The 25,523-nt window shown below is 73.8% G+C and carries 21 protein-coding genes and 2 pseudogenes; 12 read left to right on the top strand and 11 right to left on the bottom strand.

The window, feature by feature from the left end; all coding sequences use genetic code 11:
- Positions 1-26: 26 nt before the first annotated feature.
- The gene (gene bla, locus ACZ52J_RS12955; protein WP_465618195.1) at positions 27-998 is read right to left on the bottom strand and encodes a class A beta-lactamase; all 972 of its coding nucleotides are present in this window, start codon (positions 996-998) and stop codon (positions 27-29) included.
- 87 nt (positions 999-1,085) lie between these two features.
- Complete coding sequence (locus ACZ52J_RS12950) at positions 1,086-1,889, bottom strand: SAM-dependent methyltransferase (RefSeq protein WP_360504549.1); 804 nt, start codon at positions 1,887-1,889, stop codon at positions 1,086-1,088.
- 240 nt (positions 1,890-2,129) lie between these two features.
- Here ACZ52J_RS12950 and ACZ52J_RS12945 point away from each other — a divergent pair, with 240 nt between their 5' ends.
- Positions 2,130-2,762, top strand: a complete 633-nt coding sequence (locus ACZ52J_RS12945) for an RNA polymerase sigma factor (RefSeq protein ID WP_360504551.1) — start codon at positions 2,130-2,132, stop codon at positions 2,760-2,762.
- A 68-nt stretch (positions 2,763-2,830) separates the two neighbouring features.
- Complete coding sequence (locus ACZ52J_RS12940) at positions 2,831-3,502, top strand: hypothetical protein (RefSeq protein WP_465618192.1); 672 nt, start codon at positions 2,831-2,833, stop codon at positions 3,500-3,502.
- Between the two features lie 99 nt (positions 3,503-3,601).
- Here ACZ52J_RS12940 and ACZ52J_RS12935 read toward each other — a convergent pair whose 3' ends face one another.
- Positions 3,602-4,219 (bottom strand): hypothetical protein, encoded by a 618-nt coding sequence (locus ACZ52J_RS12935; protein ID WP_465618190.1) that lies wholly within the window; start codon positions 4,217-4,219, stop codon positions 3,602-3,604.
- Between the two features lie 193 nt (positions 4,220-4,412).
- Positions 4,413-4,874 (bottom strand): annotated as a pseudogene (locus ACZ52J_RS12930) (condensation domain-containing protein); the annotation flags it as partial.
- Between the two features lie 523 nt (positions 4,875-5,397).
- On the opposite strand from ACZ52J_RS12930, the gene ACZ52J_RS12925 reads away from it, so the two are divergent.
- Positions 5,398-6,408: a glycosyltransferase gene (locus ACZ52J_RS12925; RefSeq protein WP_465618188.1), complete on the top strand. Its 1,011-nt coding sequence runs from the start codon at positions 5,398-5,400 to the stop codon at positions 6,406-6,408.
- Between the two features lie 668 nt (positions 6,409-7,076).
- Here ACZ52J_RS12925 and ACZ52J_RS12920 read toward each other — a convergent pair.
- Positions 7,077-7,460, bottom strand: a pseudogene (locus ACZ52J_RS12920) (acyltransferase); the annotation flags it as partial.
- Between the two features lie 282 nt (positions 7,461-7,742).
- Here ACZ52J_RS12920 and ACZ52J_RS12915 point away from each other — a divergent pair.
- The 5 genes from ACZ52J_RS12915 to ACZ52J_RS12895 all read left to right on the top strand — a co-directional run bounded on the left by ACZ52J_RS12915 (position 7,743) and on the right by ACZ52J_RS12895 (position 12,984).
- The gene (locus tag ACZ52J_RS12915) at positions 7,743-10,097 is read left to right on the top strand and encodes an FHA domain-containing protein (RefSeq protein WP_465618186.1); all 2,355 of its coding nucleotides are present in this window, start codon (positions 7,743-7,745) and stop codon (positions 10,095-10,097) included.
- A 250-nt stretch (positions 10,098-10,347) separates the two neighbouring features.
- Positions 10,348-10,956, top strand: coding sequence for a hypothetical protein (locus ACZ52J_RS12910; protein ID WP_465618184.1), 609 nt, complete (start codon positions 10,348-10,350; stop codon positions 10,954-10,956).
- Positions 10,953-12,029: a protein kinase domain-containing protein gene (locus ACZ52J_RS12905; RefSeq protein WP_465618182.1), complete on the top strand. Its 1,077-nt coding sequence runs from the start codon at positions 10,953-10,955 to the stop codon at positions 12,027-12,029. Before ACZ52J_RS12910 ends, ACZ52J_RS12905 begins: the two co-directional genes overlap by 4 nt.
- Entirely contained in the window at positions 12,026-12,400 is a 375-nt protein-coding gene (locus ACZ52J_RS12900) for a DUF1304 domain-containing protein (protein ID WP_360504574.1), read from the top strand. The genes ACZ52J_RS12905 and ACZ52J_RS12900 overlap by 4 nt, the downstream gene beginning before the upstream one ends.
- Positions 12,401-12,543: 143 nt before the next feature.
- Positions 12,544-12,984, top strand: coding sequence for a hypothetical protein (locus tag ACZ52J_RS12895; RefSeq protein WP_465618180.1), 441 nt, complete (start codon positions 12,544-12,546; stop codon positions 12,982-12,984).
- A 45-nt stretch (positions 12,985-13,029) separates the two neighbouring features.
- Here ACZ52J_RS12895 and ACZ52J_RS12890 read toward each other — a convergent pair whose 3' ends face one another.
- A complete protein-coding gene (locus ACZ52J_RS12890; RefSeq protein WP_465618178.1) occupies positions 13,030-14,379 on the bottom strand; it encodes a streptophobe family protein in 1,350 nt (449 codons plus the stop codon).
- Positions 14,380-14,857: 478 nt separating this feature from the next.
- On the opposite strand from ACZ52J_RS12890, the gene ACZ52J_RS12885 reads away from it, so the two are divergent.
- Positions 14,858-16,087 (top strand): DUF6777 domain-containing protein, encoded by a 1,230-nt coding sequence (locus tag ACZ52J_RS12885; protein WP_465618176.1) that lies wholly within the window; start codon positions 14,858-14,860, stop codon positions 16,085-16,087.
- 272 nt (positions 16,088-16,359) lie between these two features.
- The gene (locus tag ACZ52J_RS12880) at positions 16,360-17,169 is read left to right on the top strand and encodes a nucleotidyltransferase domain-containing protein (RefSeq protein ID WP_465618174.1); all 810 of its coding nucleotides are present in this window, start codon (positions 16,360-16,362) and stop codon (positions 17,167-17,169) included.
- Positions 17,170-17,211: 42 nt separating this feature from the next.
- Here ACZ52J_RS12880 and ACZ52J_RS12875 read toward each other — a convergent pair whose 3' ends face one another.
- Together ACZ52J_RS12875 and ACZ52J_RS12870 are read right to left on the bottom strand one after the other, a co-directional pair.
- Positions 17,212-18,885: an LCP family protein gene (locus ACZ52J_RS12875; protein WP_465618172.1), complete on the bottom strand. Its 1,674-nt coding sequence runs from the start codon at positions 18,883-18,885 to the stop codon at positions 17,212-17,214.
- Positions 18,878-19,525, bottom strand: coding sequence for a DUF6542 domain-containing protein (locus ACZ52J_RS12870; RefSeq protein ID WP_465618170.1), 648 nt, complete (start codon positions 19,523-19,525; stop codon positions 18,878-18,880). The genes ACZ52J_RS12875 and ACZ52J_RS12870 overlap by 8 nt, the downstream gene beginning before the upstream one ends.
- A 259-nt stretch (positions 19,526-19,784) precedes the next feature.
- Here ACZ52J_RS12870 and ACZ52J_RS12865 point away from each other — a divergent pair, with 259 nt between their 5' ends.
- Both ACZ52J_RS12865 and ACZ52J_RS12860 read left to right on the top strand, forming a co-directional pair.
- Entirely contained in the window at positions 19,785-19,991 is a 207-nt protein-coding gene (locus tag ACZ52J_RS12865) for an antitoxin (RefSeq protein ID WP_465618168.1), read from the top strand.
- 71 nt (positions 19,992-20,062) lie between these two features.
- The gene (locus tag ACZ52J_RS12860) at positions 20,063-20,764 is read left to right on the top strand and encodes a transglycosylase SLT domain-containing protein (protein ID WP_465618166.1); all 702 of its coding nucleotides are present in this window, start codon (positions 20,063-20,065) and stop codon (positions 20,762-20,764) included.
- 172 nt (positions 20,765-20,936) lie between these two features.
- On the opposite strand, the gene galE is transcribed toward ACZ52J_RS12860, so the two are convergent.
- The 3 genes from galE to ACZ52J_RS12845 all read right to left on the bottom strand — a co-directional run bounded on the left by galE (position 20,937) and on the right by ACZ52J_RS12845 (position 25,148).
- The gene (gene galE / locus ACZ52J_RS12855) at positions 20,937-21,950 is read right to left on the bottom strand and encodes a UDP-glucose 4-epimerase GalE (protein ID WP_465618164.1); all 1,014 of its coding nucleotides are present in this window, start codon (positions 21,948-21,950) and stop codon (positions 20,937-20,939) included.
- 178 nt (positions 21,951-22,128) lie between these two features.
- Entirely contained in the window at positions 22,129-22,764 is a 636-nt protein-coding gene (locus ACZ52J_RS12850; protein ID WP_465618162.1) for a hypothetical protein, read from the bottom strand.
- A 161-nt stretch (positions 22,765-22,925) separates the two neighbouring features.
- Positions 22,926-25,148: an RICIN domain-containing protein gene (locus tag ACZ52J_RS12845; RefSeq protein WP_465618160.1), complete on the bottom strand. Its 2,223-nt coding sequence runs from the start codon at positions 25,146-25,148 to the stop codon at positions 22,926-22,928.
- Between the last annotated feature and the right edge of the window lie 375 nt (positions 25,149-25,523).

Here is a 25,523-nt window from a genome sequence, read left to right as displayed (position 1 = left end):
GCGGGGGTGGCACGTCGGGTGCGGGGTTACCCGAGGACGGGGGCGAGCAGGGCGGCGGTCTTCGCGACGAGGGGTTCGTCCTTGGGGGCGGCGGCGTCCGCGGGCTTGGTGGTGAGGACGGCGAGGAGGACGGGGGCTCCGGTCGGGGTCCAGGCGATGCCGACGTCGTTGGTGGTGCCGTAGCTGCCGGTGCCGGTCTTGTCGGCGAGGGTCCAGTCCTGCGGCAGGCCCTCGCGGAAGCGGTGGGTGCTGGTGGTGTTGGCCCGCAGCCAGGCGGTGAGCCGGTCGCGCTTGGCCGGTGGGAGCGTGCGGCCGAGGGCGAGGCGGCCGTAGGTGCGGCCGATGGCGTGCGGGCTGGTGGTGTCGGTGATGCGATCGGGCTCGGCCGTGTTGAGTTCGGGCTCCCAGCGGTCCAGCCGGGTGACGCGGTCACCGATCGAGCGGCAGAAGCGGGTGACGGCCGTCGGTCCGCCGAGTTCGCGGAGCAGCAGGTTGCCGGCGGTGTTGTCGCTGTGGTCGAGGGCGGCCGCGCAGAGTTCGGCGACGGTCATGCCGTTCGCCAGGTTGCCGGGCTCGCCGGTGATCGGTGCGCCGCCGGCCCGGTCGACGTCGGCCTGGGTGTACCGGATCCGCCGGGCGAGGAACTCGCCGTCGCGGTCGAGGTCGCGCAGGACGGCGGCGACGGCGACGGTCTTGAAGACCGAGCAGATCGGGAACAGTTCGTCGGCGCGGTAGTGGACGGTCCGGCCGGTGGTCAGGTTCCGGGCGTAGACGCCGAGCCGGGCGGAGTGCTCCTGTTCGAGGGCGGCGAGCCGGCGGTGGAGATCGGAGCCGTCGGGCGTACCCGGGGCGGATGCGGCGTAGGCCGGTCCGCCGCTGGTGGACGCGGCGCGGGCCGGTCCGCCGGTCGCGGCCGTGACGGCGACGGCCGCCCCGAGGCCGAGGACCGCGCGGCGGCTGTGACGGCGGTGGCGGGCTTCCGAAGGCTGCGAGTACATGGTGCCCCTCTGGTCGAGTGTCGCGGCGCGAACCGCCTTCTCGATCACAGGACGCTACGGGGGCCCGGGTGGTTCGTCGACCATGGGTCAGGGCCGGAGGGCCACCGCCGCGTACGCCGAGGCCTCCGGGGCGGAGACCGGGGGTTCGTCCGCCGAGGGCCGCCACTGGGGGGTGGGGACGACGCCCGGGGCGAGGAGGGTCCAGCCGTCGAAGAAGCGGGCGACCTCGGCGCGGGTGCGGGCCTGGACGGCGGTGCCGCCGGACCCGTAGATGCGGACCAGGTTGGCGATGTCCTCGGGGGCGAAGTCGGGGGTGGTGTGGGTCACCACCAGGGCGCTGCCGGGGGCCAGGACGGATTTGAGGTGCTCGATGATCTCGTACGCACCGCGGGCGTCGGGGACGAAGTGGAGCAGGGCGTTGAGGGAGAGCGCGACGGGGCGGTCCAGGTCGATGGTGTCGCGCAGCCCGGGGGCGGCGAGCAGCCGGGTGACGTCGGTGACGTCGGCCTCGACGTAGGCGGTGCGGCCCTCGGGGGTGCCGGTGAGCAGGGCCTGGGCGTGCGAGAGGACGATCGGGTCGTTGTCGGCGTAGACGACGCGGGCGTCCGGCCGGACGCGTTGGGCGACCTCGTGGAGGTTGGGCGAGGTGGGGATTCCGGTGCCGATGTCGAGGAACTGGTCGAGGCCGGCCTCGGCGAGGGCGCGGGTCGAGCGGTGCATGAAGGAGCGGTTGGCGCGGGCGCCGGTGCGCAGCCAGGGCGCGACGGCGAGGGCGTGTCCGGCGGCCTCGCGGTCGGCGGCGAAGTTGGTGAAACCGCCCAGGAAGTAGTCGTACATCCGGGCCGAGTGCGGCACGTTCAGCCGCAGGTCCACCCCGTCGTAGAGACCCATCGTTTCCCCCTCGGTACCTCGATCGCAACCGACCGATTGCTGCCCACGGTATCCGGGGACCAATCCCTGCGGGGCCAATCCCGGCGGGACCGATTCAACCAGTCGCCAGATCCCATGAGATGACAATCTGTATTCACTTTGCAGCCTGGAGTAACAGGCCTGATGGAATGAGGATGGGCACGGACAGCCCGACCCTCGGGTGGCCGGGTGAGCAGCCGACGGCCACGGAAAGCAGGATCGATGACGATCGACAGGGGTGCCCCGGTGCGCGGGTACCGGGGCGGGGCGGCAGTGGACTGCGCCGGCGGGAACGGGCCGGAGCGAGGGGTCGGCGGGGACCTCGGCCTCAGCCTGGACCTCACCTACGCCGCGTTCTGCGAGACGCATGAACCCGCTTGGCACGCCCTCGCGTTGACCAGGATAGGCAGCCAGGCCGACGCCGCGCTGGTGGTCAAGGTGGTGAAGGCCGACCTGGCCCGCTGCTGGCCACAGGTGCTGCGGTTCGAGGAACCGGCCGCGTACGCCTGGCGGTTGGCCAACCGGCAGGTCTCGGACTGGGTCGCCGCCGAGGAGCCGGTGGAGGTGGAGGCGGTCACCTTCGCGGCGGTGATCAATGCGTTCAAACAGGTGGCCAACGGGCTGCTGCACAGCGAGGCGGACGAGGTGCGGCTGTACGCGGCGATCCTCGAACTGCCGGACCGACAAAGGGATGTGGTGATCCTGCGCTACCTGCTGGGTCTGCACGTGAAGGTGATCGCGGCGTACCTGGGAGGGCCCGTGGCGACGGTGCACTCCAACCTGCGGCATGCCCGAGAACGGCTGGCGCGCCGGCTCGGGGTGGGCGAACTCCCGGACCGTGGCGACGAACTGTGACGGGCCGACGGACGACCGCGTCGCCGGGCGGGGCGTGCACCACGGGCGGGGGGCGTGCGGTCCTCCGCGTGCCACGGCCCCAACGCGCCCACGCCGAGCGGATCGCCGAGGTCCGCCAGGCCCGGCTGACGGCCGCGCCGACCCACCTGCCGTCAGAGCACGAGCAGGCCGCCTTCGAGCTGGGCCTGGTGGTGGCCCTGCTCCTGGGCGCGCCGGACGCCTCGCGCGGACTCGACCTGCTGGTGAACGCGCGCCGGATCCAGCCGGAGGGGGCGGAGGTGTTCGGCGCACTGCTGTACGCCACCGGCAAGGAGGAGGGCGCCGAGTTCTGGTGGCGCTTCGCGGCGGGCTCGGGCAGCGGGACGGCCGCGTACTGCCTGCACCTGCACCACCTGATGCTCGGCGAGACCGACGACGCGGACTACTGGCGGGCCTGGTCGGACCAGCTGTCCACGGCCGAACGCCCACCCGGGCCAAGGCCGTTGCGGATGAGCCGACCGCTACTGCCGGAGGACGTACGGCGCGACATCCTGTCCCGGGTGCACCGGGGGCTGGCGCCGCAGCTGCCGCCCGCCCTGGTCGCGGTGATCGACCGGCTGCCACTGCAGGGCGACGACGACGCGGAGGAGGTCCCGAGCCCGTGGGGGCTCACCTCGGGGGCGACCTCCGCATGTTCGTGGGACCTCCCGCGGGGGCTCGGCGACGACGGCGAGGGTTCGCCGAGGCACTCGCCGGAGTGAACGACGCGGCACTCGCGAGAGTGAGCGCCGACGATTCGCGAGAGTGAGCGGCGAAGACTCGTGAGGATGAGCGGCCCGTGGCTGCCCGCGATCATCCCTTCAGGTGAGTGCGGACAACCGGGCGACGATCTCCGGGTCGCGTCCGCTTCCGGCGTGGACCTCCTCGCCGTCCGGCGTCACCCGCCGGATGACGTAGTGGTGCGGCGCCATCGCGGTGTCGCGGCCGGGCAGGGCGGCGACGACGGCCGCGAGCACCGCGAGCAGCGCCCGGGCGAAGCCCTCCGCCTCCTCCGCGTCGAGCACCTGGGGGCAGGCGACGAGGACGAAGTCCAGGCTGCCGGTGACCCGCAGGACGGCGAGCATCAGCCGGACCGGCAGCGGCGGGCTGGGCAGCGCGGTCAGCTCGGGGTCGCCGGACGGGGGCGGCTGGGCGTCGGCAACGGCAGCCGGGACGGCGAGGCTCAGGTCGTTGACGACCACTTGGCGGGCGAACCGGGAGCCGCGCCGGTGGGCGACGTCCTCGACCAGCTGCCAGACCTGCCCGGCGTCCAGGATGCTGTTCCAATAGGCTTTCAGCGAAGCCGACTTGGCTCGGCCGATCAGCTGGTCGAGGTCGGCCGCGTCGGTGTCCAGCAGGATCAGCGCGTCCTGCGCGAGGGTGCCGACGTGGTCGATCAGCTCGGCCTGGTGGCGGTTGGCGGAGAGCGCCGACAGCACCAGTTCCCCCCGCCGGCCGGCGCGGTGGGCGACCAGCGCGGCGAAGGCGGCGAGCAGGACGACGGACGGGGCCGGCGCCGACGCGGCGGCAGACGGCGGCGAGCTGGTCGGCCGCCGAGCACGAGCGCACCATCAGCGCGGTGTGGTCGCGGGGCGGGCCGGTGACCCGCGCGTCGGCGAAGACGGTCTGCGGGCCGCTGCCCAGGACCCGGGCCCAGTGCCGCAGGCCGGCGGCCGCCTTGCGACGACCGCGGGCGCTCTGCTCCGCGACCGCGAGTTGCAGCGGCGTCGGGGCGGTGACCGGGGGCAGCTCCTTCCCGGCGGCGAGGGCGTGCCAGTCCTGGATCAGTACGGCGGTGGCGGCGCCGTCGGCGCCCGCATGGCAGACCACGGCGACCAGACGGAGCAGCCGCTCGCCGCGGGCGACCAGGGTGAACCGGATCCGCGACGGCAGCGCGAGATCCAGCGGGACGGCGAGATCTCTCCGCCCCAACTCGGCTGCCAGGGCGTCCAGTCGACTGTCCTCACGACCGTCCGCCTCGACCACCGTCACAGCGAAGCGCCCGCTCGGGTGCACCACCTGGCGGTCCGGGAAGCCGTCCGGTCCGGGGCCGGCCGGGAAGGAGGTCCGCAGCGACTCGTGCCGCTCGACCAGCAGTCGCAGGGCCACCAGGCCGGCCGGGACCGAGGTGCCGGCGGGCACCGGCCAGACGGAGTCCTTGTTGATCTGCTCGGGGCTTCGCTCCGGATGCAGCGGATCATGTTGTCCTGGCCGCGGGTGAGCGGACCGGAGCCGCTGCCGGCGGCGGCGAACCGGACGGTGACCAGCCTGGCGGCCGGTCGCGTGTCGTGCGGGGGCAGCTCGGGCGTTGTCGCATCGTGCGGAGCCGCCTCGCGCGGCGTCGTCTCGTGCGGCGTCGTCTCGTGCGGCGTCGTCTCGTGCGCGGTCGCCTTGGATGGAGCCGCCTCGCGGGAAATCAGGTCGTGCGGAGTCACGTCGTACGCGCCTTTCGGCTCGCCGGGAGGGGCTCAGCGGGGGGTGTGATCGGGACGCTACCAGCGGGGCCGCCGACTGGTCCAGACCAAAGTAGGCCGGATCCGACGAGGCATCAATCAGGCCGCCATACAAGCAAGTTGGCATGTAACGGCGGTTCGCCGAGCGCGGCCACGGCAGCCCGATGCCCCCGTTGACCGGACACGTAAACCCGGCCGCGGGCATCGCCGCCGAACTGACCGCGCGCGGCCACGAGGTCGCCTGGACCGGTACGGAGTCGGTGCTGCGGCCGCTGCTCGGCGGCGACGCCCGCGTGCTCGGCACCGGCACCCGGGCGTTCCGGGCACAGGGCGGGCACGGGCTGGCCGCGCTGCGCTCGCTCTGGGAGGGCTTCATCGTCCCGTACGCGCGGTTCACCGCGAAGCCGCTGGACGCGATCGTGCGGGAGTACCGGCCGGCCGTGCTGCTGGTCGACCAGCACACCCCGGCGGGCGCGCTGGTCGCGCACCGGCACGGCCTGCCGTGGGCGAGCTTCGCGCCCGGGGCGATGGAGCTGGGCCGGCCGTACCGCGCGTTGCCGCAGGTCGAGGCGTGGATGACGGGGCTGCTGCGCGGGTTGTGGGAGCGCGCCCGGCTGCCCGAGGCGGAGTACGTCGACCCGCGCTTCTCCCCCGCCCTGATGCCGGCCACCACCGGTCCGGCGCTGACCGGCTGCACTGCGCCGCCGCACTGCGCGACGGTCGGTCCGGTGCTCGCGGCGCGGCCGCACGCTCCGGGGTTCCCGTGGGAGCGGCTGCTGCCGGGCCGGCGGCGGGTACTCGTGACCATGGGGACGCTGGCCGGCGAGCTGGGCACGGACTTCCTCGCCCGGGCTGTGCGGGCGCTGGAGCTGTGCGGCGAGGACGTGCAGCCGGTGTTCGCGGCGCCGCGCGAGCTGCTGCCCGAACTCCCGGTGCGAGCGGTCGCGGTGGACCGCGCGCCGGTGCTGGAGCTGATGGCGCGCGGCGAGCTGGACGCGGTGCTGTGCCACGGCGGGATGAACACCGTCGGCGAGGCGCTCGCGCCCGGCCCGCCGCCCCGCGGACCCGGGCGGCGAGCCTGGCCGGCAGCACCACCGTGCTCAGGTACCCCTCGCCGCGGAACCCCTCGACCGTCCAGCACACCCACGGCAGCGGATAGTTGGCGGCCGGGCTGAAGAACACCGGGCGGCGCCCCTGGAAGCTCACCCGGTAGGCGCCGAAGCGGCTCCAGTTGGAGAAGCTGAACCGGCGCGCCCGCGGATCGAAGCCCAGCGGTACGCACTCGCGCAGCCGCGAACGGCCGAGCGCGGCCAGGACGCCCAGGTTGGACCGGAGGTTGAGGTGCGCGGTCGGGAACTCCTCTGCCGCCGTCCGCAGCGCCCGCGAGCGCCGCCGGGCCGTCCTCGGGCCGGTGCGGTACGTGGACCTCGCTCAGCAGGTTGCCGACCAGGGCGGGTGAGAGGCCGAGCGGGCGGCGCACGTTGACCGGGACGGTCAGCATCCGCTCGGCGTCGTCGCCGTCCAACTCCCGCAGGGTGCCGAGGAGATGGGCGCAGAGCACGTCGCCACAGGAGAGCCGGCGTCCGGTCGTCGCACCGAACTCCTCGCACATCCGCGCCACTTCGGCATCGGTGAAGGCGATCTGGACCGTCCGGTTGGCGCGCGGCCCGGCCGCCACCTCGCAGGCCAGCAGCTCCGCCTCCTCCGCCGAGGGCACCCGGAAGCCGGGGCGCCCGCAGTCCTCGGCGGGGAGCGTATCGTCCAGCAACTCGTCATGGTCGCCGATGAGTTCGGCCTCCGGGAGCGGCTCTCCCTCGACCGCCGCCGACCAGATCCGCAGCAGCAGCATGAAGCTGTGCAGGTCGCCGATCGCGTGGTGCCAGGAGCAGCCGAGCACCGTCCCGCCGTCGGCGGTGCGGGTGATCCGGACGGTGACCAGCGGGGCGCCGCCGGCGCGTGCGGCCGGGGCGTCCACCCGGTCGACCAGTTCGGAGCCGGCCGCCGTCACCCGGCCCATCGCCTCGGCGAGCGTGCCGTCCACGGTGTAGACGTCGAGCGGTACGCCGGAGTCGTCGCAGACCGCCTCCAGGACGCCGTCGACGGTGCGCGGCCGTCCGGCGAAAACCGGTACCCGTTCCAGGGCGCGGGCCAGCCCGGCGGCGAGCCGGTCGTCGTCCAGCGGCCGCTCGAAGCAGAGCACGAGCGAGACGGCGAGGTCGGCGAGCATGGTGTCCATCAGGCCGCAGCGCAGCACCCGCCCAGTGGCGGTCCCGGCTCGGACCGTCCGGGACCGGCGCAACTGGGGCCAGAGGCTCATGGGTTCCGTTCCGAAGCACTCGATGACGCTCGGCGACGCCCGACGCTCGGCGGCGCCCGACGCTCGGCGGCGCCCGACGCTCGGCGGCGCGCGCGGGCACGCCGAACGATAGTGCCGCCTCGGCACAGTGGTCCAGTCCAATCCCGCAATCCGGAAAGGCCCTTCGCGGCCTCCGGCGATAGAATTCGCAGCATGGGAGAGCGCCCCGGCGCAACCATCGCGCCACCCCTCGTCCTGGTCACCGACACCGACTCCCAGCTGATCGACCCGGCCCGGGCCTACCACGTCGGCCGCGACCCGACCAGCGAGATCGTGCTGGACGACCCCCGGGTCTCCTGGCACCACGCGATCCTGCGCGCCACCGACGGCCACTGGCTGCTGGAGGACGTCGGCAGCACCAACGGCACCTACGACCAGGGCCACCGGGTCAGCCGCGAGGACGTCGGCCCGGGCACCCGGCTGCGCTTCGGCGATCCGGCCGACGGCCCGTCCGCGACCTTCGCCGGCGTGCCCGCCCCCGGGCCGCACGAGCGCCCGTCCCTGGTCGCCCCGCAGAGCTCCGGCACCTTCCGCAGCCCGAGCGCCGTCCTCCAGCTGCCCGGGCACACGGTGCGGATCGGCCGCTCGGACGACAACGACCTGGTACTGGACGACCTGGTGGTCTCCCGGCACCACGCCGAGCTGCGCGAACTGCCCGACGGCGGCCACGAGATCGTCGACCTGGGCAGCCACAACGGCACCTACCTCAACGGCCGCCCGGTCCAGCGGGCCCCGGTCGGCCCGGCCGACATCGTCGGCATCGGCCACTCCGCGCTCTGTCTCTCCGACGGCCACCTGGTCGAGTACACCGACACCGGCGAGATCTCCCTGGACGTCCAGCAACTGGTGGTCCGGGTCGGCCGCGACCGGCGGGTGCTGCTGGACGGCGTCGGCTTCCCGCTCGCCCAGAAGGCCCTGCTCGCGGTGGCCGGCCCGAGCGGCGCGGGCAAGTCCACCCTGCTCAACGCGCTCACCGGGCTGCGCCCCGCCGACGAGGGCACGGTGCTGTACGACGGACGCGACCTGTACCGCGACTACGCCGAGCTGCGCAGCCGGATCGGCCTGGTGCCGCAGGACGACATCCTGCACACCCAGCTCACCGTCCGCCGCGCGCTGTCCTACGCGGCCGAGCTGCGCTTCCCCGGTGACACGGCCCCGCACGAGCGGGAGGCCCGGGTCCTGGAGGTGATCCACGAACTGGGCCTGGACAACCGGGCCGACCAGATGATCGCCAGCCTCTCCGGCGGCCAGCGCAAGCGGGTCAGCGTCGCCCTGGAGCTGCTCACCAAGCCGTCCCTGCTCTTCCTCGACGAGCCGACGTCCGGTCTGGACCCGGGCATGGAGCGCTCGGTGATGCACATGCTGCGCGGGCTGGCCGACGACGGCCGCACGGTGGTCGTGGTGACGCACAGTGTGCTCAGCCTGAACGTCTGCGACCGTCTGCTGGTGCTGGCCCCGGGCGGTCGGACGGCGTACTACGGGCCGCCCGGCGAGGCGCTCGGCTACTTCGGCTACGAGGAGTGGCCGGAGGCCTTCGAGGCCTTCGAGAACGAGGACCACGCCGCCTGGCAGACCCGCTTCCGCGCCTCCCCGGAGTACCGGCGGTACGTGGCGGCCGAGGCCGTCCCGTCGGTGCCCCTGCCCGCACTGACACCCGCACCGGAGCGGGCACCGGCGATCGGCCGGGAGAAGCCACAGGGCTGGTTCTCCCAGCTGGGCACCCTGGTGCGCCGGTACGCCGCCGTGCTGGCCGCCGACCGGCTGTTCCTCACCATCATGGTGGTGCTGCCGTTCGTCATCGGCCTGATGTGCCGGGCGATGGCCGGCTCCCGCCTCACCCCCGTCAACGCCGTCAACTGCCTGCTCACCCTCTGCATCGGCGGCCTGCTGACCGGCTCCGCCAACTCGGTGCGCGAACTGGTCAAGGAACGCGCGATCTACCAGCGGGAACGGGTGGTCGGGCTGTCCAGATCGGCCTACCTGGTCTCCAAGGTGGTGATCCTCGGTATCGTCACGGTCGGTCAGGCCGCGGTGCTCACCGTGGTCGGCCTGGCCGGAGTGGACCTCTCCTCGGCGGTGCCGACCGGCATCGTGATGCCCCAGCTCCCCGAACTGATCATCGCCGTCGCGCTGCTCGCGTTCTCCGCGATGATGCTCGGCCTGGTGGTCTCCGCGCTCGTGGACAAGGAGGAGGCCACCATGCCGCTGCTGGTGCTCCTCTCCGTCGTCCAGATCGTCTTCAGCGGCCTGATGCTCAAGCTCTACGGCGTCCCCGGGCTGGAGCAGTTCGCCTGGCTGATCCCGTCCCGCTGGGGCATGTCCGCGATGGCCCGCACGGTGGAACTGCACACGCTCTTCCCGAACGAGATCACCAAGGACCCGATGTTCCGCCACGAACGGCCCGGATGGGAGCTGAGCATGATCATGCTGCCGCTGCTCTCGGCCGCATACGGGCTGGTGGTGCTGGGCCTGCTGCGGCGCCACGAGCCCGCGATCATGCGCAAGTAGCACCCGGATCGCGCACGGCGCACGGCGATCGCCTAGGTAGCATCCGATCGCATGCGTAGCACCCCGAGCCCGCACGTCGCACACCCCGCTCAGGCAGGGAGCACCGTGATGGCGCGAGGGTCCCGGTGATCATGCGCCGGTCGCGACGCCGGGTCGGTCCGGGCCGTCGCCGGTAGAGTGGGAACAGCCCTGTGGTGCGAGTCGTGCCGCGCGCGGCGGGGGTCGCGCGGCGGAGGAAATGTAGCCGCCCATGGACGAGTTCGCGTTCCACCCCACCCACGTCGCCCCGCCGGGCGGGATGGCCTCCTGGACGGCCCCGGACCCGGCACGGCCCACCGCCCGGCTCGACCCGCTGCTCCCCGTGCAGCTGCTCGGCCACCAGGGCGACTGGGCCCAGGTCCTCTGCTCCAACGGCTGGACCACCTGGGTCGACGGCCGTCTGCTGGTCGCCCTCCCGCAGCCGCCGCCCGCCGCCGGGGGACCGCCCGCCCGGACCGCCGACCCGCGCCCGGCGCTCGCCGAGGCCGAGACCGCGCTGGCCCGCTACCGCGCCCTGCTCGAGGACCTCGCGGCGGGCACGCTCGACCTGGAGGCCTTCCGGGAGCACACGCGCGGCCTGCGGGTGGGTCTGGTGGTGGACGGCGAGGCGCTCTGGGTGTTCGATCCGGTGCACGACCGCTGGTGCTACTGCGACGGGCTGCAGCTCCAGACGTACGCGGCCACCGACCGGCCCCCGCCGCACTCGACGCCGAAGCCCGCCTCGACACCGACGCCGACACCGAAGCCGACGCCCACACCCGGGGCCTCGCCGTCGCCCGCGCACAGCCCGTACGCCCCGACCCAGGCCGGCGAGCCGTGACCTCGGCCGGACAGCCGTCCGCCCCCAGCCTGCCCGCCGGCCTGGTCGGGCGGAAGGTCGCGGGCTACCGGCTGGAGAGCGAGATCGGGCGCGGCGGCATGGCCGTGGTCTACCGGGCCAAGGACCTGCGGCTCGGCCGGACCGTCGCGGTCAAGCTGCTGGCCCCCGAACTGGCCCGCAACGAGGTGTTCCGGCAGCGCTTCATGCACGAGTCCGAGGCCGCCGCCGCGATCGACCACCCGCACATCATCCCGGTGTTCGAGGCGGGCGAGCAGGACGGCATCCTGTTCATCGCGATGCGCTACGTCGAGGGCGGCGACCTGCGGGCCCTGCTCAACCGCAGCGGCCCCTTCGCGGTCGAGCGGACCACCCGGCTGGCCCTGCAGATCGCCTCCGCGCTGGACGCCGCGCACGACCGCGACCTGGTGCACCGGGACGTCAAGCCGGGCAACGTGCTGGTCGCCGCCGGAACGGACAGCGAGCACCCCGAGCACCTGTACCTGGCGGACTTCGGGCTCACCAAGAAGTCCCTCTCGCTCAGCGGGCTGACCAGCGTCGGCCAGATCGTCGGCACGCTCGACTACGCGGCGCCCGAACAGATCTCCGGAAGGCCGCTGGACGGGCGCTGCGACCAGTACAGCCTCGGCTGCGTGGTCTTCGAGATGCTCGCGGGCGCCCCGCCGTTCCGCCGGGAGAGCGACCTCGCGCTGCTCTGGGCCCACCTCAACGACCCGCCGCCCGCGCTGGACGAGCACCGGCCCGACCTGCCCGCCGCCCTGGCGGCGGTGGTCGCCCGGTCGCTCGCCAAGACGCCCGAGGAGCGGTACGCGAGCTGCCTGCAGTTCGTCGCCGAGCTGCGCGCGGCGACCACCGCCGCCGGCGCTCCCGCCCCGGGCCGGTGGGGCGGGGCGGGGCCGCCCACCCAGGTCGTCCCGGCGGTCTCCGCGGGCGGGCCCCACGCGGTGCCGGAGCCGCCCGTCTGGGCCGCGCCGGTCGTCCACCCGCCGTCCGCACCCCTGTCACCGTCCGCGCCGCTGTCACCGTCCGCGCCAGGAGGGAGCCGCCCGCCATGAACGCCGTGAGCCAGGTCTTCGCCATGATCGCCGCCGCGATCCACCTCGTCGTGTGGCCACTGGAGAGCTTCCTGTACGGACACCCCCGGGTGCGCTACCTGCTCACCGGCAACACGGCGGACGCCCCGGAGGTCCGGCTCTGGCGCTTCAACGTGGGCTTCTACAACCTGTTCCTGGCACTCGGCCTGGTCACGGGCCTGGTCCTGCTGCACACCGGGCACAGCAGCTCGGGCCGGCCGGTGATCCTCTACATCGCCGCGTTCATGGTCGCGGGCGGCATCACCCTCGCCGTCTCGGAGCCCAGGCTGTGGCGCGGCGCGCTCGGCCAGGCGGTCCCGGCGGCGGTGATTCTTCTCGCCGAAGCCTTTTGACCGACAGTCATCTGTTCGACCGCCCCCGACGGGAATACAATCCGCCTACCCCGCGACGGTCGCGGCGGCGTCCAGGGGGTGGCAGGGTGGCGCGGTCCTCGATCGGTGACCGGTACGTCGTGAGCATCGGCTGCAGAGCGGGCGTGGAACACGGGCTCACCACGACGACGGTCAAGTGGAGCATCTCCCACCTGCCGCCCGGCGGCTCGCCCCGGCCGGCGAGCGGCGACCAGGAGATCGCCCTCATCTGCCCGCGCTGCACCCTGGCGTTCGCGGTCCGGGTGGAGAGCGCCACCCGGGCGCGGGCCAAGCAGCTGCTGCACCGGAGCCTGGGCTGGCTGCTGCTGCTCTCGCTCCTGGTCACCGTCCCGATGCTGATCCACCTGGGCGGCCAGACCGTCGAGGAGGGCGACCAGCAAAGCACCGACAACATCGGCATGCTCGTCGCCCTGGCCGCCGTGGGCGTGATCGTCGGCCCGTCGCTGCTGGTCAGCGCGAAGATGCACAGCGGCGTCAAGAAGCTCCGGCTCGTCCGGGACGACGGCACCAAGACCGCCCTGGTCCAGGGCCACCGGCTGTTCTGAGCTTCCGAGCCCCCGGCCGCGCCGCCCGTCACCCCGCACCGCCTGTCACCCCTCTTCGCCCGCGTCTGCCGACACCTCGCCCCGGTGCCGCACCCGGGTGGCGAGCAGTGCGCCGAGCGTGCCGGTGAGCAGGCCCCAGCCCGCCGCGAGCGGAACGGCCATCCAGAGCACCGGACGCAGCGTGAGGCTGCCCCCGGCGAGGCCGGCCAACGGGTTCGAGCCGCCGAGGACGGAGCCGAGCAGGTCACCGAGGCCGCCCTGACCGAGACCGACACCGAGGACGGACAGCCCGTAGGCGGCGTCCATCCGGGTCCACAGGCCCACCAGCAGCACGGTGACGGCGGTGGCCAGCGCGAACCGTACGGCGTGCTGCCAGAGCCGGACGGTACGGGGCGAGCGGCGGGCCGCCAGGAAGGCGGCCGCGAGCAGCAGGACGGCGGCCAGCGGCAGCAGCAGCCAGGCGCGCGCGTCCTGGTCGGCCAGGGTGCCGAGGTCGACCGTCGCCGACTGCCCGTGCGGCGCGCGCAGCACGTCGGCGAGCGGCTTGGGCACGGGCAGGCCGAGCCCGCCGACCAACCGGCCCTGCCACTCGGCGCCGAGGCCGACACCGAAGGCCAGCCAGACCAGGTCGGGCAGCGCGAGCAGCACCACGGCCAGGGTCTGCCGGGCGTTGCCGTGCACGATCGCGGTCAGCACCCCGGCCACCGCGCCGAGCGCCAGGTACGCCAGCAGCACCAGCCAGAGCGCGAACGCGGCAGGTCGGACCGCGAGTTGGTAGCGCACCAGGGCGGGCGGCAGCGGCGCCCGCCGGGACACCGCGAAAGTCGCCGCGAGCACCAGCAGCAGCCAGGCCAGGCCGATGCCGACGGTGCTCGGGCCGTCCGCGTGGAAGCCCACCTCCGGGGTCAGCCCGAGTGCGCCACCGATCGACTGCACGAGGTCGCCGCCGAGCGGGACGCCGAAGCTGTGCCGGGCGCCGAGGGTCAGCAGGACGAGCGCGAGCAGCCAGACCACGACCGTCCGGGCGATCCGGCCGAGCAGTTCGCCCCCGCCGGCCACCGCGCGGAAGCGCAGCTGACGCAGGAACACCTCGGCCATCGCGACCGCGCCGACCAGCGAGACGGTCAGCGGCATCGCGCTGATCCCGGCGTCCAGGGCGGCGAAGTTGCCCGCACCGCCGTCGAGTTGGACGGATCCGCCGACGGCGAGCGCCAGCGTCGCGGCGAGCACCGAGGGGAAGCCGCCGTCCGGGAGGTCGTCGGCACCGGCCAGCCAGAGGCCCAACGCGGCCACCGCCGCCATCGCGGCCACTCCGGCCAGCACGACGGCGAGCGCGTCCAGCCAGCCGCGGACGGCGCCGGGCGGGCCCACGGCCCGGGTCGTGGGCTGCTGCATGCCGCCTCCTGGTCGCTCGATGGGGCCCGCCCGCTCTCCGGGCCCGGCCGGTTTCCAGGGTGGCCGACGGGCGCTGCGCACGCTCGGCGACGGCCGGGGCACCTGCTGTTGCGGAGGACGGGGCACCGGGGGAGAAAGGAACCAATGGCAGGAGCTTCCTGTGCCGGCCGTGATCGCCGGCCGCCTGCGAAACGGAGCCTCGATGACCCCCCAACCGCCTCCGTCCGGCCCGCCGAGCGAGCCGCCGTACGGCCCTCCCTCCGGTCCCCCGTCCGGCCCGTTGGCCGGTCGGCCGTCCGGTGGGGGAACGGCCGGACCGCCGTCCGTCCCCCCACCGCCCTCGGGCCCGCCCGGGGCCTCCGGGCCGCCCTCCGACGGTCGCGGCGGATCCAGTGGATCCAGCGGCAGGCCGCGCACGCCGTGGTGGCGCTCCGGCAAGGGGCTGGCCCTGGCGGCGGGCACCCTGGTGGTGGCCGTCGTGGCCACCGTGCTGATCGTCAACAACCAGGGCAGTCACACCGAGGCCGTCCCGGCCGCGAACGAGGTCGCGCTGCAGGCGCCGGCCGACCCCGGGCCGGACCCGTTCACCCCATCGGTGGAAACCCAGGGCATGACCGCCTCCGCTCCCGCCACCTCGGCGGCGGCGCAGCAGCCGGGCGGCGCGACCTCCCACCCCGGCGGCGCAACGTCCAAGAGCAGCTCACCGGCCGCCCTCCACAGCGTCGAGGGCAGCTCCACCGGGCTGTACGCCGGGACGATGGGCAAGTCCAGCTGCGACACCGAGCGCCTGATCGGCATGGTGTCGGCCGGGGACACCGGCCGCGCCTGGGCCTCCGCCGTGGGCATCGCGCAGGCCGACATCCCCGGCTACCTGCGCTCGCTGACCCCGACGTACCTGCGGGTGGACGCCCGGGTGACCAACCACAACTACAAGAGCGGCGCCGTGGTCGAGTACCAGTCCGCGCTGCAGGCGGGCACCGCCGTCCTGGTGGACTCCCAGGGCGTGCCCCGGGTGCGCTGCGCCTGCGGCAACCCGCTGAAGCCGCCGAAACTGGTGAGCAACGCCAAGTACACCGGGAAGGCCTGGGCCGGCTTCCAGCCGACCACGCTGATCGTGGTGGTGCCGGCGCCGCAGCCGGTGACCGAGATCATCCTGGTGAACGTCGAGACCGGCGGTTGGTTCTCCCGGCTGACCGGGCGGATCGAGATCGTGGACAAGCCCGTCGAGCCGCCGAAGGGCCCACTGGTGCCGGGCGTCCCGCCGCCGGGGCCGTGGACGCCGTCCACGCCGTCGGGCACGGCGACCACGTCGACCAAGGGGGCCACGACGTCCGGTCCGACGACCTCGGGCTCGACCACCTCCGGTTCGACGACGTCAGGCTCCACGACGTCCGGTTCGACCACGTCGGGTTCCACGACCTCGGGCTCGACCACGTCGTCGGGCGGGCCGTCGTCCTCCTCGGCGACCTCCTCCACCTCCTCCGGCACTCCGTCCGAGACGAAGGCGACGTCGAGCACCTCGGCCTCGACCGCCACCGGCACGACGACGAGCGCCGGCAGCACCACGAGCACCAGTAAGCCGACCGTCACCAGCACCTCGGCCGCGAGCACCACCACCGTCCCGAAGACGCCGGCCGCGACCTGCGCGACCACGCCGCCGTCGACCCTGCCACCCTGCCCGACCACGCTGACCGCCACGCCGAGCTGACCCGGCGTCCGGCCTCGTCCCGCTGCCACCGCCCGCACCCCCGGCCGGTGGCAGCGGCACGCCCCAGGGGCGCAGCACCGTCGGCGCTCTGGCCGATGCCTTACGTACCCATGCCGATCCCCTCGTGTTCCCCGACGCCTTTCGTGTTCGTGTACGACGGATACTTGCACACGCCACTGACAATCACGCCACTGACAGTCACGCCACCGGCAGTCCACCGAGCGGACGGATATTCGCTGGTCAGCGGGGTACCGGTGGGGCAGAGTGCCCCCATGACCACCACTCAGGGACTGGACGCCGACGGGTTCATCGCACGGGAGGGCTCGCTCGCCCGCGTGCCGGCGGAGTTCGCGCCGGTAGTGGACGCCGCCCGTGAGCGGATCGCCGGTGCCTTCGGCCCCGCCCGGCTGCACAGTGCCTACCTCTACGGCAGCATCCCGCGCGGCACCGCGGTCCCCGGGGTCTCCGACCTGGACCTGCTCGTGGCCCTGCGCCACGAGCCCACGGCGGCGGACCGGGCGGAAGCGGACGCCCTCGAGGCCGCGCTCGACGCCGAGTTCGCGCAGGTCGACGGGGTCGGTGTGCTGCTCTTCAGCACCGGCACGCTGCTCAGCGAGCTCGAACTCCACGACCTGGGCTGGTTCGTGGCCTGCCTCTGCACCCCGCTGCTCGGCGAGGACCTCGCCGCCCGGCTCCCCCGCTACCGCCCCACCTCCCTGCTCGCCCGGGAGACCAACGGCGACCTGGCCCTGGCCCTCCCGGGCTGGCGCGCACGCGCGGCCGCCGCCACCAGTGACGCCGACCTGCGCGCCCTCAGCCGCGCGGTCACCCGCCGCATCGTCCGCACCGGCTTCACCCTGGTCATGCCCCGCTGGGGCGGCTGGACCAGCGACCTCACCGCCTCCGCCAAGGCCTTCGCCGACCACTACCCCGAGCGTGCCGCCCAGATGCACCTGGCCGCCGCCACCGCCCGCACGCCCGCCACGGATCGGACCGTCCTCGCCCTGCTCATCGACGACCTGGGCCCGTGGCTCGCCGCGGAGTACGCCGCCGTCCACGGCGAGAAGGCCCCGCGCCCCTGAGCAGCCGAGGTCCTCGACCGGCGCCCCTTCGGGACGCGCGCCTCAGTCCACGCAGGGGATCCCGCCCGCCTTCACCGCGGGTCCCTGCATGGGCAGGCCCGCCGCCGGGTCGGCGGACGGGTCGCCCGATGCGGCGGTGCCGGAGGGCGCGGCGGTGGGGGTCGGGGTGCGGGTGGCGGCGAGGGTGAGCAGGACGTGGCCCGGTGGAACGGCACCGGAGGGCGCGGCGGTGACGCCGTAGCGGCCGGCGAGCTGCTGGGCGTCGGCCTTGGCCCCGGTGCCGTAGGCCACGGTGGTCATCCGGGTCCTGGCGGGGGCGTCGCCGATCTTCCCCGCCTGGTAACCGAGTTCGGCCAGCGCCTTGGACTCGGTGGAGGCGGCACCGGCGCCGGCCGCCGCGTTGATGTCGACCACCGCCTTGGCCGACCCGCTCGGCGAGGCCGGGGCGGAGCCGGCGGAGGCCAGGGGTGAAGCGGCCGTATCGCCCGCCGTGTCGCCGGGGGCCGGGGCCGGAGCGGCCGGCGCCGTCTCGTGGTTGAACAGCTGTCGGACGATCTTCTTGATCAGGTCCGGGTTGACGGTGTTGACCTCCTGTCCGCCGACCGTCTTGAACCCCGAGATCGGCAGGGTGTTGAACTCGACGTTGCCGCCCGTCAGGTTGGGCGCCTGCTGGGCGAAGTCGAGGATGTTCCACTCGTTGTCGATGACGACGTCCTTCTTCACCACCCCGAACAGCTTCTGCATCTGCCCGAAGTCGTTCAGGATCCCCTGCTGTTTGAGCTTGTACTCGACGGAGGAGATGAACGCCTGCTGCCGGTGGGTGCGGTCGAGGTCGCCGTTGGTGAGGTGGTGGCGCTGGCGGACGAAGGAGAGCGCCTGGGCGGCGTCGAGGGAGCTGATCCCGGCCGGGAGCTTGAGGCCGGTGCCGCCGCCCTCGTGGGTGGCGGTCCGGGCGGTGATCGGATCGTCCACGGGGTGGTTGAGGCAGACCTGGATCGGCTCGACCGCCTTGGCGATGTCGTAGAAACCGATCAGGTTCACCTCCGCGAAGTGGTCGATCGGAACGTCCAGGAAGCTCTGCACGGTCTGGATGGTGGCCGAGCGGCCGGCCTCCCGGCTCTGCCGCTCCAGCTCCGCTTTGGAGAGCCCCTTGCCGCCCAGCTTCAGCTCGGCGGCGTCCTTGGCGATGCCGTACGCCTCCTTGATCTTGTGCATCTTGCCGTCGGCGCCGACGGTCTGCACGTAGTCGTCGCGCGGGACGGACAGCGCGGTGACCTTGCCGCCGTTGGCCGGGATGTGCAGCACGATCAGCGCGTTGGTGTTGTAGCCGCCGATCTCGCTGGAGCCGGCGTGCAGTTCGTCCTCGACGAACTGCTTGGGCAGGTCGTTGCCGTCCATGTCCTTGCGACTGTCCAGGCCGATCAGCAGCAGGTTGACGGACTTGTCGAGGTGCGGCGGGGCGTTCTTCTTGGCCTCGCTCAGCGCGGTGGACTTGATCATGCCGTCGTCCAGGCTTCGGTACTCGTACCAGGTGAAGCCGCTGGCCCCGAGCACGACGACGGAGACGGTGCAGGCCAGCGTGCGCCCGGCGACGGTCAGCGGGGCGGCGCCGCGCCGCGGGGCGCGGCCGCGCGGACTGCCGGTACGGCCGGTACGACCAGCGGCGCCGCCGCCGTCGGTACGGCTCCGGCTCCGGCTCCGGTTGCGCTCAGCCACGGCGGCTCCCTCCGGTCGGGACGCCCGAACTGTCGGGTCGTCGGCCGTCGGCCACCGCCCGGCGGCGGTCGGCCACTGCCCGGCGGCGGTCGGCCACTGCCCGGCCGACGACCACCGCCAGCGCCACGCCCACCGCGGCGGCCATCACCGGGAACGCCCCGACCACCCAGCGCAGCGCGCCGGTGCCGAGGTTCTTGCCCTGGTACCTGTCGGGATGCGCCACGTACTCCACGCCCGACGCGGCGAGCAGCACCACGATCGGAGCCGCCGTCACCACCCACCACCGGCCCGGCCGGCTGCACAGCGCCGCCGCGATGCCCGGTCCGAGCACCGAGCCCACCGCGAACAGGAGTCCGACGCCGGGCCCGCCCAACTCGTCCGCCACACCGCCCAGCACGGGCAGTCCGACCGCCGAGAGCGCGGCCACCAGCCCGCCGCGCCACCGCGCCTGCTGCCGACGGCGCGCCACTCCCGCCCGCTGCGCCCGCGCCGACCGCTCCGCGCCGGCGCCCCCTGCGTCCGCCGCGCCCCCCTCACCGGCCGCGCCCCCGGCCGGGTGGGAGCGCTGGGCGGGGAAAGCACGGTCCTCGGTGCGCGGTCCCGCGTCCTGGTACGGCGTTCTCGCCCGCTGGCCGGCCATGCGCACTTCCCTCGATCGTTGCGGCTGCGGCGGCGCGGTCGCACCGGCGCGGATGCCGGGACGCCTTCGGTCCTGGCGGCGGCCCCGCCCTCTACATCTCTGTAGAAGTCGGGCTGGAGCATACAAACCCGTGTCACCGAAAGTCACCCGCTGCCGACCGACAGCAGGCGAACCGTTCGGTGGGCCGTCGTTAGGATGGCCATGATCCCCGCCACGTCGGCACACCATCAGGAACGCATCGGAGGAGCAGAGCGTCACCATGTCTGAGAGTCTGAAGGACCTCGCGGACAAGGCCACCGACCTCGCCCGCGAGCACGGCGACGTGATCGGACAGGGCCTGGACAAGGTCGGCGACGCGATCGACGATCGCACGGACGGCAAGTACAGCGGGCAGATCGACACCGGCGTCGAGAAGGCGAAGGACCTCTTCCGCAACCTCGACGGCGACCGGAAGCCCGCCGAGTAACCTGCCGCCGGACACGATCGACCGTACGGCGGTCGAACGAGCGCACGGACGAACGGGGAGGGCCGGCAGCGGTGAGCGAGGAACAGAAGGGGCCGAGTTGGGGACGCCGGCTGGTGATCGGCGTCGTGGTCGTGGCCGTACTGGGCCTCATCCGCGGCAACGGCCACGACGGCGCGACCTCCGCCGACCCCGCCCCGTCCGCCACCGCGTCGGCCCACTCGTCCGGGGCCCCGTCGTCCGGCGCCACACCGTCGGCCGGCCCCTCGGCCGCGCCGTCGAAGCCCTCCGCCGGGTACGACCCCGCCGACTACGCGGCGCCGGTCCGCCAGTACGCCGCCGAGGCCGGGGTCAACCCGCAGCTGCTGATGGCGATCCTCTACAACGAGTCGTACAAGCCGCACGACCCCGAGCTGGAACGGGCCTGGCAGCGCAGCAAACCGGACGCCTCCTTCGGCATCGCCAACATGCACCGCGCCGCGTTCGACGACACCAAGCCGGGCCGCCCGTTCGCCTCCCGCCAGTGGGAGGAGCTCCCGGACGACCGCAACCTCGCCGTCCAGGCGGCCGCGTGGCACCTGCACGACCTCGCCGCGCAGCTCCCGGCCCACCCGAGCGTGTCGCTGAGCCGCGACGAACTCGTCGCCCTCGGCTACAACGCGGGCGCGGGCAACATGCTGGCCTTCGCCCGGGGCGTCAAGATCGGTTCCCAGGCGCAGTCCTACCTGGACCGGCTGCGCGACAACTGGACGAAGTCCGGCGAGGCCGTGAAGTGAGACCGTGACATGAGGCCGTGCCGCGAGGCCGAGACGTGGCCGTGAGGAAGGGCCTGCCCGCGAACCGCCGCCGCCGGGCGCCGGCCGGGCGGACTGACGGGCCGCCGGAGGACTGACGGGCGGCCGGAGGGACTGACCAGCAGTCGGAGGCAGGCCCCGGACTCCCGAAGGATCAGACGCCCAGGCGGGCAGCCCACTTGGCGCGCCAGGCGAGCGCGTCGGTGACCCCCTCCGCGATGCCGCGCCGGGGCTGCCAGTCCAGCAGCTCGCGGGCGGTGTCGACGGCGGCGTAGCAGCCGATCACGTCGCCGGGGCGCGGGTCCGCCTCCCGGACGTCGAGCCGGGCGCCGACGGCCTGGTCGAAGGCGGCGATCAACTCGCGGACGGTGGTGCCGTCGCCCGTCCCGACGTTGATCACGCGGTAGCGGTCCGCCGCGCCCGGGGCGATCACCTCGTCGAAGCGGAGCAGCGCCGCGACGTGTGCCTCGGCGAGGTCCTGGACGTGGACGTAGTCGCGGATGCCGGAGCCGTCGCGGGTCCCCCACTCGACGCCGGTCACGGTGAACGGCGCGCCGGTGGTGTGCGCCTCGATCAGCTTGCCGAGGGCGTGGGTCGGGTTGAGGTCCTGCAGTCCGGTGCGCAGCTGCGGGTCGGCGCCGATCGGGTTGAAGTAGCGCAGGGTGATGACGCGCTGCCGCTCGGCCCCCTCGCCCCGGGTCCAGTCCTGGAGTACCTGCTCCATCATCTGCTTGGTGCGCGCGTACGGGCTGTTGGCGTCGACCGGGCTGCTCTCGTCGACCCGGGCGTCGGGGGTGGGCGCGTAGATGGAGGCGGAGCTGCTGAAGACGATGCGGGTGCAGCCGTGTCGCTGGAGGGAGTCCAGGAGTTCGACCGTCTTGGCGACGTTCTCCCGGTAGTAGTACAGCGGTTTGGCTACCGACTCCGGTACGACGATCTTCGCGGCGCAGTGCACGGTGGCGTCGATGTCAGGGTGGTCGGCGAAGATCCGGTCGAGCACGGCGGCGTCGGCGATGTCGCCCTGGTAGAAGATCCGGTCCTCGACGAACTCGGCCCGGCCCTTCGACAGGTCGTCCAGCACGACCGGGGTGATCCCCCGGTCGAGCAGGGCGGACGCCACCGTGCTGCCGATGAACCCCGCTCCGCCGGTGATCAGGACCTTCTTCATCCGCGAATGCTCCCTTGCGATCGGCCGGGCACCCGGCGGCACCCGATGATCGGAGAGGACGCCGGTTCGTGCCCTGCCGGTTCCCGGGTCGGCAGTACCGGCAGCTCAGGGGCGGTGAGGCGGGCTCGGCGGCTCGGGTACTGCGGCTCAGGGGGTGGTGGCCACCGGACCCGGCCGCTCAGGCCCGGCGACGACGGAGCCAGAGGCCGGCGACGGTCAGCAGGACGGCTGCGGCGGCGGTGCCGATGGCGGCCCAGGTGGTGCTGTCGGTGGTGGTCTCGTCGGCGGGTGCGGCGGTGGTCTCGCGGACGGGCCCGGCGGTGGCCGCCTGCGCGGGGGCGGGGGCGGGTGCGGACGCCGTCCCTGCGGTGGCCTCGGCCGACGGCGGTGAGGCCGCCGTGCCCGCGGGCACCGGGTCGTTGATGACGGCGGCCTCGACGTCGAGCTCGCGCTGGGCGTGGCCCAGCGAGGGGAAGGCGCAGTCGACGGTCACCTGCCAGTGCCCGGCGGGGAGGATCTCCCGGGTGGTGTACGTCCCCGGGTGGCCGGGGACGGTGATCAGGCGCCAGGGGCCGACCGCGCGGCCGTCCGCGGCGGTGGCGGAGAGCGTGCCGGCGAACTCCTCGGTGACCGGATCGTGGTCGTTCTCCCAGGTGGCGACGGCGCTGACGTGGCCGTTCTGCTGGCCGGTGACGTCGAGGTGGACGCTGTCGCCGTGGGCGGCCGCGGGCGCGGCGGCGGGCAGGACGGCCGCCGCGACGAGGGCGGCGACGGCGAGGATCGGGCGGGCAGCGAGGATCGGGCGGGTTCGCATGACGGGCATTCCTCGTGGCGGTGTGGGGGACGGGCGCGGGAAGCGGGTGCGCCGGGCGCGGCCGCCTCAGGGGGCGGCCACGCCCGGCGAACGGGGCGAAACGACTGACGTGCTTCGCGACTTACGGGCTTCGCGACGTGCGGGCTTGTGGAGGGACCGACCTACGAGGTCTTCAGCAGCGACCAGTTCTGGTACGGCCGGCCGTTCGCCTGCTGCAGTTCCAGCAGCCAACCACCGTAGTACCAACGGTCGCTGAGCCCCAGCACCAGCGAACCACCGTCCGCCGTGATGGTGAACCCGCCGTCGGCGGCGGCGAGTTGCCACTTCTGCGCGGGTGCGTCGGAGCACGGCTGCTGGGCGACGTACTGACCGGCGACCGGGGTGCCGCCGAGCTGCAGGCACTTGCCGGAGCGCGCGGACTTGATCCGCACCGCGCCGTTCCCGGCGTCATCGAACTGCCACTTCTGGTTGGCGTAGCCGGTGCGCTGGTAGGCGATGGCCACGGTGCCGTCGTTCATCGAGCTGCCCCACAGGTCGGCCGCCTGGCCGGTGAGGCCGTTGACCATGGTGTAGTTCGCGCTCGGCTGCGGGCGTCCGCTGTCGGAGACCGTACGGAAGGTGGCGGCCCGGCCGGGCTTGCCGACCGCACCGGCGGCGTCGCGGACGGCGACGGCCACGGTGTAGGAGGTGCCGGGGGCGAGGCGGACCACGCCGACCACGGTCGAACGGACGGTACCGATCGTCTGGCCGTTCAGCAGGACGTCGTAGCCGGCCGCCGCGGGGGCCGCCTTCCAGCTCAGCATCACGGAATTCTGGGTGATCTGGCTGGTGCTCACATCAGGTCCGGCGTTGCCCGGAGTCGGGGTCGCGGTCGGCGACGGGGAGCCGGTCGGCGTGGCGGTGGGGCTGCCGGTGGGCGTCGGGGACGGCGAGGGCGTGCGGGTCGGGGAAGCCGTCGCAGTCGGGGTCGGGGTCGGTGTGGGCGTCGGGGTCGGCGTGGGCGTGGGGTTCGGGCCGCTGCCGCCGCCGGCGATGAGGAACCGGTTGTTGGCGACGTTCCAGTGCGTGGTGAGGTAACTTCCGGGCGCGGGCGCGGTGTTGTAGTAGTCGTCGTGGTTGCAGTCGAGCCGGTCGTCATGGGCGCGGTCCGGGCAGACGGTCCGCATCTGCGGGTAGTTGGGGGCGTCCGAGTAGCACATGATGTCCCACTCGTCGACGCAGTGCCCGGCCTTGCTGGAGTTCGGCGCGCTGTTGTTCACCGCGCCCAGGTTGTGGCCGAGCTCGTGCGCGGCGGTGCTGCCGCTCCAGCAGCCGGAGTCGGTCCGGCCGTACGAGGGACCGAAGTTGCTGAGGTTGTCCTGGCTGGGGCGCTCGTCCCCGGCGAAGGTGCCGATCCCGCAGTACACCTTGGCGTCGGTGAACATCATGTACTTGCGGTCCTTGCGGTTGAACCCCTGCGCGGCGAGGGCCCGGTTGGTCGCGTTGAAGTCCTGGATCTCGGCGTCGGAGATCTGCACGTTCAGCACCGAGGCGGTGCAGTCGGCTTCGGTGACGAAGCGGACGTGCCGCTCGCCGCCGGTCTCGCCGGCGCTGGCGTTGTAGATGACGTCGACGTCCGCGGCCCACTTCTTGAACGAGGGCAGGTACTGGGCGAAGCGGTCGTTGCCCGGGCTGTGCACGTACACCACCTGGACGCGGTTGCCGCTGCTGCCGTCGCCCTCGCAGACCAGCTTCGATCCGGCGGGCGCGGCCGCCGCCGCGCCCGGGGCGGGCTCCGCGGCGGCGCTGCCGGAGCCGCCGAGCAGCGCCTTCTGCGTGGCGTCCAGGACGGGCGCGGCGCCCTTCAGCAGGTCGGCGGCGGCGGGCGGCTGAGCCCCGGCCGCGGGGGTGAGCGCGGGCGCCTGGGCGGCCGGTGCCGCGACCGGCGCGACGTCCTGGTGGATGTCCACGCCCTTGGGCGGCACGTCCGGACCGTGGCTGCACTGGGTGCTACCGGTGACCTCCAGCGTGCCGCCGCAGCGGTCGCTGCCCGGCAGGCTCAATCCCGCGTAGACCAGGCCGCGGTCGGGCTGGTCCTTGGGTATCGCCTTGAGCGGCACGGCCTTCTCGTCCCGCTTCGGGGCGGGTGCCTGGGTGGCCCCCTCGGCGGTGCCGGTCTCGCCCGGTCCGCCGTCGTCGCCGACCAGTCCGGCCTGCGACCCCGAATTGTCGACCACGTCCGCCGCGGCCGTGACGGCGCTGTGCATGGCCGCCGGCTCCAGCGCGGTGCGGATGCCGAGCGTCCCCGCCACCAACCCTGCCGCCACCGCTGCGGCGACCAGGGCGCTCCTGCGGGTGAGCCTGCGGCGCTTGCGCCGACGAAGCTCGCTGCTCCGGTGTCCCATCGCGTTCCTTTCCTCGTGCGACGACCCGTGCCCTGTGGTGAAAGGGGGCTCGGGCCTTCCGACACTCCGGAGAGCGGACGGGACGGCCGGGAATAACAGAAACCTTTTACGAATTTCTTCGACCCGTTCGATCGGGCGGTCACGGTCGCCGACTCGCTCGGCCGGATCGAGCTCTCGCGGTGTCCGACTCGCTCGGCCGGATCGGGCGGTCGCGGCGGGCGAAGCCGCGGAACGGTTCGGGACAGGAAGAACGGTCCGGAACAGGAAGAGCCGGGGAGCGCACTCGGGGGGTGCGCGCTCCCCGGCATGGGGTGGTGGCGGCCACCCGGCCGGAGTCGCGGGGCCTTGCGACTCCGTCGGCCGTGACGGAATGCT

This window comes from Kitasatospora sp. NPDC034035 (assembly GCF_055575755.1).
Note: the sequence above shows the minus strand (reverse complement) of the source record. Positions and strands in the feature narration are given on the sequence as shown.